Here is a 10,598-nt window from a genome sequence, read left to right as displayed (position 1 = left end):
CAGCTATCCAAACTATTGAGGATGCTCATAATGGATGGATTTTTGATGTTAAATATAGCCCTGATGGGCAGACTATTGCCTCTGCTAGCCGAGATAAAACAATAAAGCTTTGGCGCACTGACGGTACTCTAATTAAGATACTTGGAGGAGCACAAGGGCATTCTGATGTAGTTTCTAGCGTTAGTTTTAGTCCTGATGGAAAACTGCTTGCATCCTCTAGTACTGATAGAACAATTAAGCTCTGGAGCATAGAGGATGGAAGATTACTAAGAACCTTTAGAGGACACCAGGGATATGTTATAAATGTGACCTTTAGTCCAGACGGACAAATGCTGGCTTCAGCAAGTTGGGATGGAACCGTAAAGCTTTGGCATGTGGATGGCGCACTAATTAAAACTCTTCAAGGGCATGGGGACGAAGTTAATGGTGTTAGTTTTGATCCGCTTGGTAAGCCTGGACAAGGGCAACTAGCTTCAGCAAGCAAAGATCGAACGGTTATTATTTGGCAATTAGATTCGCTTCACAATCTAGACTTAAATACTCTTATGACAACGGGATGTAACTCGATCAGCGACTATTTAAGAACTAATACCAATGTACAGAAAAGCGATCGGTATCTTTGCGATCGCTTCCATAAATAAAAGTAATTAAAAGATACAAGAAGCTGTTTGTTGTGAGAACTGGATATGTCAAGTAGATTGTGTCAGGTAAAGAAGGTTAGAAAGGAATACGATCGCCAAATTCAATGACAAAGCGGTTGAGAGCAGGTTTCCAATCGCGAATCGGCATCGTCCATTTCTTGGCAATATTGTGAATCGCCAGGTAAATGACCTTCATGGCAGACTCATCGGTGGGGAAAGCGCGATGATTTTTAAGGACTTTCCTGAGCGTCATGTTCATCGACTCAATTGCATTCGTGGTGTAGATGGCTTTACGAATCTCAGGCGGGAAAGCAAAAAATGGAATCAGGACTTACGCAAGTACCATGAGAATGGAAGGGCGTTTGAGTTGTTCAATCAAATAACTCGACAACATTCGATGCTTGACCCGATAGATCGTTTGATGAGTTTGGTAGGCGATTGTTTTCAACCGCACCCAAACCAGCAAGGCACAAGCGATGTGGTTACGCTGAATCCGAGCCTTGCGACACTGACAAGCTTCTACTCCAGTCAACTGCTTGAGTTCGCGGTGAAACTCCTCAAGCTTCCAGCGCACATCGCACACCTGTTGTACGACATGAGTGGAAGCTTGAGATAAGTTGTTTGTGACAACATAGTCTGTTTTGTCGGTAGAGACAATAACCCGAAACAGTTTCACCTTCTTATCTTTGGGAAATCCTCGAACCTTAATGAGCTTGCCGTGTCGTTGTTCAAGCCCATTCCACTCAAGCTGGTCAATGCGTTTGTACTTTTCGACTCCACCCGTATCGTCGACCAAGCGGTTCACCTTGAGTGGACAGTAGTAGATTTTGCCTAAATGGTCGATGTGTTCCATCACCTTTTGAGCGGCATACCAACTATCCATCAGCACCGTCTCAAAGGGCAGTTGCTTCATTTCAACCAGGTGGGTGAGCATCTCGACAACATGATCAAGTTTGGTTTTGCCATCCTCTGCTGGGTCGTAGAGGCGATAGTCGATGACCCAAAACTGCCCTGTATGAGCATTGACATACAAGCAACTGACCAACCCAATCCCGCGAATCACCCGATGTTCACACCCGCTGTATTGTCGGCGGCTCATCTCAATCGCGTGGGCATAGCGTTTGTCGAGTACTGTGTCATCAAAGACGATGAAGCCGTCCTCACAAGGTTGCATCTGGTCTTTAACGTTCTCCCACAACAATCGAGGCGTCAGTTTCTCCTGCCGCAGGTACCGGTTCACCCGATCGTGACTGACCCCTTCAAGATGCTCGGCTAAGTTCGTCAAGGTGTAGTTGATCGGGCTACTGAGTAGGTACTGGCAGTAGTCCAGTTTGGTGAAGCTCATTGGCTCAACCCTCAGCTGTTTGTACTACCTTACCCTGTTCCTGCGTAAGTCCTGGGAATAATTCGAGTCCAGTGGCTCATCCAGGACTTGCTAATGGTTGGGGACTGCTTATCCCAGTTCTCGGCAAACTCAACCAGACGTTGCTCTGCCTCTGCCTCAGTGGCAGCGGTGTAAATCAAATCAGCCTCAGGTCGGCGGCAACCGCTTTACGGTCTTTGTAGGACACGTAGGATAGGGAATTCCTGACCAGGTGAACGATGCACAGTTGGACGGTCGTCCTGGGAAAGACGGCTTCAATGGCATCAGGAAAGCCAGTCAGACCATCCACACAAGCAATCAGGATGTTTTTGAGTCCTCGGTTGTTCAATTCGGTGAGCACAGAAAGCCAGAACTTGGCAGACTCGTTTGGAGTCATCCACAGTCCCAAAAGCTCCTTCGTCCCCGATAAATTCACGCCTAACGCCAGGTGAATGGCTTTGTTGATCACTCGTCCATCCTGCCTGGCTTTGACACCAAGGCATCAAAGTAGACAATCGGGTACACTGCATCAAGCGTCCGATTCTGCCAGAGTTTGCGCTCTTCCTCGACGGCATCGGTCACATTGGAAATTAACCCCGCCGACACTTCCACCCCATACAGGTCTTGCAGTTGGGCTTGGATATCTCTGACCGTCATGCCCCTAGCATAGAGCGACAGAATCTTGTCATCAAACCCATCGAACCGGGTCTGCCCCTTCTTGATGAGCTGCGGCTCAAATTCGCTCATACGGTCGCGCGGCACGGCAATTTCTGCCTCGCCAAACTCACCTTTGATTGTCTTCTTACTGTGTCCGTTGCGACGATTCTTGGTAGGAGCGGGAGCAGTTTCAGCGCGTTGCTCCTCCAGGTGGGTCTTCATTTCTCCTTCCAAGCATCGTTCCACCAGCGCTTTGGTTAGTTGCTTGAGGATGTCACCTTCGCCCAACAGGTCTTCAGGACTCTGGTAGCCTTTGAGCAGTTCGTCCAGGAGTTCAGGGGGAAATGTCATAAAAGTCATGTCTCAGGTTCAGTAGTTCATTAGATCTTATTTCTGACCTTTGACACAATCTAATTTACAGTCTCTGAGAACTCATTGTTTACTTAGAGTTCCACCCTCAATCACGACAACATCATCTCCACTCGCCTGTATAATGCCAACTCCTCTTACCTCTATTTGACAACTACTACTGCATATAGCCCTCTTAATAGATGTAGCACCTATAGAGGTACCAATCGTTCCATTGTTAGAAGTAACTTCAACTTCGTAGCCTCCACTGTCTCTGTTGATTAAATCAACAGCAAGCACTGGAGATGTCCAAGACAGGAGAACTGCAAGTGATATTAAGGATTTTCCCTTCATAAGTGACATGGTTGAGCTAGAAATAAAACAATGATACTTAAAAATCCTTGTAGACTACGAATTATAGAACAGTAGCCCACCACGTGGGCTACTGAACACTTTAACACTATCATTGTGGCTCAATGTGTAAAGCTTGCTAAGCGAAACTTAACTTCCAAAGCATACTCGAAGTGATCCTGCATTATCTCCAAGAGCGTTGTCTGCATCATTGATTCTCATGGCAGTTCTTGTAATAGTCCGTGGTAAGGACTGCGGACTTGAAACTTGAACATATCCATAACCATCTGTTGGAATGTCAACGAACAAGGCACCGAAAGCAAAACCTCGATCGTACTTATATTGATTGTATGGTTCTAATCTGCTTGCAGCATCGCCTGAATGTCCTCCGGCTCCTACACTAGGGTAACTCCTAGAATCAACAGACCATGAGCCACTAATGCTTACCACACGAGTGCGTGGCCTGAGGAGGTTAAAGTACTGCCACCCTTGTCTCGAACTAACTTCATGGCATTCGTCACCACCACGCGTTACCTCTGTTACAGTAGTAGGCAACTCGACTGAACGGCTTGCCTCTCTCGCCTGTCTGGCATGTTGCTGCGCACGCTCATAAGCACGTCCACCAAACTGATTTACAGCTTGATAATACAGTTCTGCTGACCCATAGCAGAGACTCCGCGTGGGTCTTTCATACCAATCATCATACGTAGAATCACAACGATCGATCATTTCGTTGTAAAACCTATTATCGCAATCCCCTCTTCCATTGCCTATGATACCGTAACAGCGATCGTGGTTATTACAGGCTTCCGTAAAGTTGGCAAATACTTCATCGCGTATAGCTCTTGCATAAGGATCGCTGCCGCAGCCATTTACTCGATCGTGATCTGCTCGCACTTCTTCAACTACTACAGGAACAGAGAGCAACGCGAATAAAGAAACAGCAATAAGCTTTGCGAATCTCATCTTAAGGAGTCTTTCAAGAAACAATTACTAGGAATATACATGAGATTTATTGGCGTTCAGGAATGTTTATCACTTTTTAAGATAAAACTCATCGAAAAGTTACGCGGGTTTGTAGTAAATTGGCAATTAATATCACCTTTGTAACAAAGTTAAGTTACTCATAGCATTGTTGGTGCTCCTCCATCTGTGAATGTTCAGATGTTAAGCTTTTGTTGAAGACTATTGCTGATATAGATAAGGCTAAAGCCTCCCATAGTAGTACAGCGAGTCAAATGGTAACTGCTGTTCTAGAATCCACTCAATCAGTCGATCGCTCTCTAACCCCACAATCTGAAAATCACAGGCAGCACCGAGGCGATCGCAGTAGTACTTTCCATTTCGATTCTTCTCATGTGCCATGTGCTGATCCCGGCTTGGGTCAACCCGACCATTTTTAATTCCAGTGTTGGAGTCTTTCTGGCTCAAGTAGCGCTTCAGATCACTTGAGCAAAACCCGTAGGTAAGCTGGAATCGCTCCTTACCAAAATGGTCAAGGATAGCCAATAACCAGGGCATATCGCTTCATACTGGAACAGGGTTGGGGAGGTTTCTAAAACTTAGTCATTATTGAAAACCAGGATATCCTGGACTTCCTTTCAACTGTAAGAACGAGATCATAAAGAACTATGGCCAACAAAGCCCCTTAATCTATAAAAATATTTTTCACCAACAAAATATAAAATGGCAATTATTTGTTTAAAAATCTAGAAGCCATTTTTTAGAGAATGGCAATTACTGGTTTAATCTTATAAAAAGAACAAAGAGCTTTCATTAAGCTTGAAACCTTCTTCCTGCATGGGTTTTAGTGATATGGAGGGTTAGACAGTAAATGTTTAAATTTGGACAAATAGAGGTTTAATGGACAGATGTTGGCAATTATTTGTTTAAATTCAGTAGGACTAGCTTCTGCCAGCTTTTAAGGCAAAATGCTTGCCCCACGCATGATCTAGCCTTTAGGGATTTAGGACACTAAATGTTTAAACTGGACAAATAGAAGGTTTAATGGACACTGGAATTAGAGTGTCTGGAATAAAAAGCTTTACCTCAACACCTGGATATTACTAACCCTAGTGAACCCGTTCCAGAGAAGTTCTAGGGTAGCAATGCGGGAAATTGAAATTCTCTTCTGAACATAAATCTTTGAATATAATTTCTGTAATTACGAATTTTTGAGTATAAATTAGTGTGAATCAGAGTTAAATCGTTCCGTAACAATTCAGTAATCCCGATCGTATTGACCTCTATACTAAATCGAAGTTCATGCCCTCTAACTTCAGGTATAGAGTTTATGTCCCACGTCGTTCAACGCTCGCCGTTCTCGTTCACAGCTGTCATCGAGTATTGGAACTGCTGGAGAGCTGCCTGCAATCAAGCGATAGCTAATTATTACAATCAGCGAATTGAGAGCAACCCGGAAGGGGAAGCCCAGCAATATTGGAACCGACTCACACATCCTCAATCAGGAATTAATGTCGAGCAGATCACCGATGCAATGCTCAGCCGCTTAATGCAAAGACTGATTGAGCAAGGAATTTCTAAGTTTGCAGTCGATCGCTTCATCCTGGAACTGCGGCGGCATACGAGGAGTATTCGGTCAGCTCAACTGGCTCAACGATAATTTTTTCAGCATCATTTCCCATCTACTGCGAACCCCGATCGTCAACATGAGAATGGCATTCACGCTGCGGATGCCAATGACTGAGCAGGGGCAGAACTGAATCGCAAAACTTCCTGCAGAAAGTCGAGGATCTCGATCAATTGCAGGAAGCGTGCGATCGTCAATTTGCAAAGGTGGAGGATCTGCTGAAGCTCCAGGATAAAGCTACAGTGTACTGACGCTGGAAGTCATAAAAGCTGGTGCTTACAAAAATCAGCCTGCTCCTTTTTTGATTCCCGTTCTGCGCTCCACAATTTCCTTCACAATCAGCGTGACGATCGCCAGACAAGCCAGCAGCGTTGCAGCAGTGTAGGCAGACTGGGTGTTGTATTGCTTATATGCCTCTTCAACAAAGAGCGGCATTGTTTGTGTCTTGCCCAAAATATTGCCTGATACAACGGAGACGGCTCCAAACTCGCCCATCGCCCGCGCATTGGTTAGGATAATTCCGTAAATCAAACCCCAGCGCACATTAGGCAGGGTGACGCGCCAAAAAATTTGCCAGTCTTTCGCGCCCAGGGTTTTCGCCGCTTCTTCCTGCTCTGGTCCAACTTCTTCTAGAACCGGGATCACTTCCCGCGCCACAAACGGTAGCGATACAAACGAGGTTGCCAAAATCATGCCAGGGAGTGCAAAAATCACCTTGAGATCGATCGCTTGCAGCATCGGACCAAACCAGCCCTGCCGTCCGTAAAGCAGCACGATCATCAAACCCGCGACCACTGGGGAGATCGAGAAGGGCAAGTCTAGAATACTCAGGAGCAGCGTTCGACCCGGAAAGCGATTGCGAGCAATCACCCAGGCGGCACAGAGTCCAAAGATGGTGTTTACCGGGACGACAATCGCTGCAATGATCAGCGTGAGCTTCACGGCATTCTGAAACTCGCGCTCATTAAAGGTATGCAGAAATCCAGCGATGCCGCCACTACAGGCCTGCACAAAAACGTTCAGGGCAGGGATAAAGAGAATCAAGCCCAGATAAACCACCACGAAGCCAATCAGCCCCCATTTCACCCAGGCACCCGAGCCTACTTGGTTTGCAGCTTTAAGTTTTTGATTCGATCGATCGACCGTCATCCCAGTGTTATGAGCCATAGCGTCGTCCCCAAGCCTGTAAAAGATTAATTGCCAGCAGCATCGTCAGCGAAACTAGTAGCATGACCAGACCAATCACCGTTGCCCCCGTGTAGTCGTACTGCTCCAGCCGTTGAAAGATCAAAACGGGTGCGATCAGATCTTTAAACGGAATGTTGGAGGACACAATCACGACCGATCCATATTCTCCAACCGCTCTGGCAAACCCCAACGCAACGCCCGTTAAAATCGCAGGCAGGAGCGGCGGCAGCACCACGCGCCAGAAGGTCTGATTCGGGGAAGCCCCCAGCGACCAGGCAGCTTCTTCCACGTCGATTTCGGTTTCTTGTAAAACGGGCTGTACGGTTCGCACCACAAACGGCAGCGAAATAAACAGCATGGCAACAAACACGCCGAGCCGTGTAAAAGCAATCTTGATTCCAAACGGAGCCAGCAGTGAGCCAAGCCAGCCGTTATCGCTATACACCGTTGCCAGCGTTAAACCTGCCACTGATGTAGGTAGGGCAAAGGGCAGATCGATCGCCGCATCTAAAAATCGCTTGCCAGGAAACTCGTAGCGCACCAGCACCCAGGCAATAATCACTCCTGCAATTCCGTTAACGCCTGCCGCCGCCAGGGAAGTCGTAAAGGTCACATCATAAGCAGACAGCGCGACTGGATCAGTGGCAATCTGCCAGATTTTGGACAGGCTGAGGCTGCTTGCCTTCATAAACAAGGCAACGATCGGCAACAGCAGCATCACCGCGAGATACAGGATAGTGACGCGCCAGGGCAGCGATGGCAGTGAGAATTTACCAGAACGTTCCGGGCGGCTCACCGGCGATTGAGACGTAGAAGTCATCCGCTAAAACTCCGAGATTGGATATCGATAATAAATGAGGGTTTAGGTGTCGGGGCTGGGAGATTGTTGGAGCAATGTTTGAGGATCTACATTGCAAAGAACATTAAGCTACCCTCGAAGGCTGGCTTGAATCTGGTCAAACACTGCTCCGTCATCAAAGAACTTGGCTTGCACCTGACCCCAGCCCCCTAGCTCTTTCACCGTGAATAGGTTATTAACTTTGGGATACTGCGCTGCAAACTCCTGAGCAATCTGCTGATCGACTGGACGAAATCCGGCTTTGGCAAATTCTCGCTGTGCTTCTGGTGTAAACAAAAACTGCACAAATGCTTCCGCGACGGCACGAGTTCCGTGCTTATCTACATTGGTATCCACAACAGCGATCGGATTATCGATCGAGACATTGATATCGGTCGGCAGCACCGAAGGCAGATCCATGCCGTTTTTCCGTGCCAAAATCACTTCATTTTCATAATTCAGCAGCACATCGCCCTGTCCCTGCTGAAAGAAAGCGTCGCTGGCTTCCCGTGCGTCTCTAGGGAGTACTGGCGCATTGCTGTAAACGCGCTTCGTGTAGTCTAACGCCTGCATATCATTGCCCTCTCGCTGCGTCACTGCGCCCCAGAGTGCCATAAAGTTCCAGCGTGCCCCGCCGGAAGTCTTGGGGTTTGCCGTCACCACGCGCACATCTTCTCGCGCCAGATCCGCCCAACCCTGAATGTTTTTAGGATTGCCCTCGCGAGTCACCAGATCCACAACAGAGTGCGTGACGATCGCCCCATGCGGAATCCGCTGATCCCAACCCGCCTGAAGCAGTCCGGCTTTCTCAATTCGCTTCATATCCAGTGCGAGGGCGAGATTGACAATATCGGCATCTAAGCCATCCACCATAGCCCGTGCCTGCGCGCCCGACCCACCATAGCTCTGATTAAAGACCACGTCCTGCTGATGCTCTACCTTCCACTTTGCCGCAAATAGGGGCAGGATGCTTTCGTATGCCGATCGCGTCACTGCAAAGGAAACCAGCGTTAGCTCAACTTGGGAACGGGAACTTCCTACCGAACTGCAAGCCACGATCGAAATCGATAAGCTGATCCCCAACAAAAACCCTGCGATTAACCTTTTAAGCGATCGACCTCTAAAAAATTGGTAGCCAGACCCAACCATGAAAAACTCAACCCCAACAACTCAAGAATCAACAGCTCAAAAACAAAATCGGCGAGACAAAATCAAACGCTATAACGAATGACCAATGACCTAAGAACCAACGACCTAGGTTACCTGCCCAATATCCTCTGTTTCCCCTTACCCCCTCGATTCCCTAACTTCGGCAGCTTTGAATCCAGGAAAAAGCTCAGTTTTATCCAAAATTGGGGACTAGGGAGACAGCTCACAAACATCACTGTCTATAGATTACTGGTCAAACAGCCTCTCAAACAATCTTAAACCCAATAATCCCGACCGAATTACCGGAATTAATATGAGACTACCTTAGCCTGGGGGCAAACGCACAGGATTTCGACCTGAAATGGCACTGCTTTGAACCGTTAATCGTGTAATCCTGAACCAGGTTTTGCTTAGCCTCGTCTACCGATCGTCTGATGACCTCTGTTCTGACTTCTGTTCACGCTCCGTCTTTGGGTACCTTTATATACGACTTCACCTCGGTCGATCGAAGGATTGACGCGATCGGGTGATTTCTACCGAGTGACGTTCGACGTAATCTTGAAGAACAATTAAGCTTGTAGGCGACTGTTCCTTTGACAACAGATTAATCCTCCTGCCTGCTTGAGAGTGGGTAATAGGCACAAATTCCTATCTGTTTTCCTTTGTTCAAGAATCAGGGTGACTTGTCTGTGTCACAATGTAAACGGTTTTGCCAACTCAATTGAATTGCTTTTTGGAGTGGGCGTGAGTCATGGAACCGATGTATGAATATGCCTGGCTAATCCCCTTTCTGCCCGTGGCAGGGGCGATGGTGCTGGGTTTGGGTTTGATTTCTTATGGCGAAACAGTCAGCAAGCTTCGCAGTCTAAGCTCCACGTTTATTGTGTCGCTGACGGGAGCCGCGATGTTTTTCTCGTTCGCGCTGCTGTGGAGCCAGATTCAAGGGCATGCCCCCTATACCCAGATTTTTGAATGGGCGGCGGCAGGTGATTTCCACCTGAGTATGGGCTACACCATTGATCACATTACAGCGATGATGCTGGTAATCGTCACAACGGTTGCCTTCTTCGTGATGATCTATACCGATGGGTACATGGCTCATGACCCCGGCTATGTCCGCTTTTATGCGTATCTGAGTCTATTTAGTTCTTCAATGCTGGGTTTGGTCGTTAGTCCGAACCTGCTGCAAGTCTATATTTTCTGGGAACTGGTGGGGATGTGTTCCTACCTGCTGATTGGCTTCTGGTATGACCGCAAAGCAGCCGCAGATGCCTGTCAAAAAGCTTTTGTAACTAACCGGGTCGGCGACTTTGGGCTGCTGCTCGGCATTCTCGGTTTGTACTGGGCAACGAATACGTTTGAGTTTGATTTGATGGGCGATCGCCTGACCCAGCTCGTCGAGTCGGGCGCAATCAGCATGGCACTGGCAGGCTTGTTTGCGGTGCTGGTGTTCCTGGGACCTGTGGCGAAGTC

9 protein-coding genes and 2 pseudogenes are annotated in these 10,598 nt (G+C 47.6%); 3 read left to right on the top strand and 8 right to left on the bottom strand.

The window, feature by feature from the left end; all coding sequences use genetic code 11:
- Positions 1 to 641, top strand: a 641-nt coding sequence (locus tag H6F80_RS10680) for a WD40 repeat domain-containing protein (protein ID WP_190791538.1), incomplete at its 5' end; no start/stop codon positions are given.
- Positions 642 to 717: 76 nt separating this feature from the next.
- Here the strand turns inward: H6F80_RS10680 and H6F80_RS10675 are convergent.
- From H6F80_RS10675 to H6F80_RS10645, 5 genes and pseudogenes are all read right to left on the bottom strand, one after another.
- Positions 718 to 969, bottom strand: a pseudogene (locus H6F80_RS10675) (transposase); the annotation flags it as partial.
- A 3-nt stretch (positions 970 to 972) separates the two neighbouring features.
- Positions 973 to 1,986 (bottom strand): IS701 family transposase, encoded by a 1,014-nt coding sequence (locus H6F80_RS10670; protein WP_190791537.1) that lies wholly within the window; start codon positions 1,984 to 1,986, stop codon positions 973 to 975.
- 53 nt (positions 1,987 to 2,039) lie between these two features.
- A pseudogene (locus H6F80_RS29810) lies at positions 2,040 to 3,012 on the bottom strand (IS256 family transposase); the annotation flags it as partial.
- Between the two features lie 498 nt (positions 3,013 to 3,510).
- On the bottom strand, positions 3,511 to 4,326 hold the full coding sequence (locus H6F80_RS10650) for a phospholipase A2 family protein (protein ID WP_190791533.1): 816 nt from the start codon (positions 4,324 to 4,326) through the stop codon (positions 3,511 to 3,513).
- 240 nt (positions 4,327 to 4,566) lie between these two features.
- Complete coding sequence (locus tag H6F80_RS10645; protein WP_199296498.1) at positions 4,567 to 4,881, bottom strand: hypothetical protein; 315 nt, start codon at positions 4,879 to 4,881, stop codon at positions 4,567 to 4,569.
- Between the two features lie 772 nt (positions 4,882 to 5,653).
- Between H6F80_RS10645 and H6F80_RS10640 the strand changes: the two genes are divergently transcribed.
- A complete protein-coding gene (locus tag H6F80_RS10640; protein WP_190791532.1) occupies positions 5,654 to 5,983 on the top strand; it encodes a hypothetical protein in 330 nt (109 codons plus the stop codon).
- 252 nt (positions 5,984 to 6,235) lie between these two features.
- Here H6F80_RS10640 and cysW read toward each other — a convergent pair whose 3' ends face one another.
- The 3 genes from cysW to H6F80_RS10625 all read right to left on the bottom strand — a co-directional run bounded on the left by cysW (position 6,236) and on the right by H6F80_RS10625 (position 9,125).
- Positions 6,236 to 7,117: a sulfate ABC transporter permease subunit CysW gene (gene cysW / locus H6F80_RS10635; RefSeq protein ID WP_199296497.1), complete on the bottom strand. Its 882-nt coding sequence runs from the start codon at positions 7,115 to 7,117 to the stop codon at positions 6,236 to 6,238.
- Complete coding sequence (gene cysT / locus H6F80_RS10630) at positions 7,107 to 7,958, bottom strand: sulfate ABC transporter permease subunit CysT (RefSeq protein ID WP_190791531.1); 852 nt, start codon at positions 7,956 to 7,958, stop codon at positions 7,107 to 7,109. Before cysT ends, cysW begins: the two co-directional genes overlap by 11 nt.
- A 108-nt stretch (positions 7,959 to 8,066) precedes the next feature.
- A complete protein-coding gene (locus tag H6F80_RS10625; protein ID WP_190791530.1) occupies positions 8,067 to 9,125 on the bottom strand; it encodes a sulfate ABC transporter substrate-binding protein in 1,059 nt (352 codons plus the stop codon).
- A gap of 751 nt (positions 9,126 to 9,876) precedes the next feature.
- Between H6F80_RS10625 and H6F80_RS10620 the strand changes: the two genes are divergently transcribed.
- Positions 9,877 to 10,598 (top strand): proton-conducting transporter transmembrane domain-containing protein (locus H6F80_RS10620; protein ID WP_277879102.1); only part of this gene is annotated, 722 nt, incomplete at its 3' end.

The organism is Leptolyngbya sp. FACHB-711, from assembly GCF_014695615.1.
In the GTDB taxonomy this organism is placed as follows: Bacteria; Cyanobacteriota; Cyanobacteriia; order Elainellales; family Elainellaceae; genus Leptolyngbya_A.
Note: the sequence above shows the minus strand (reverse complement) of the source record. Positions and strands in the feature narration are given on the sequence as shown.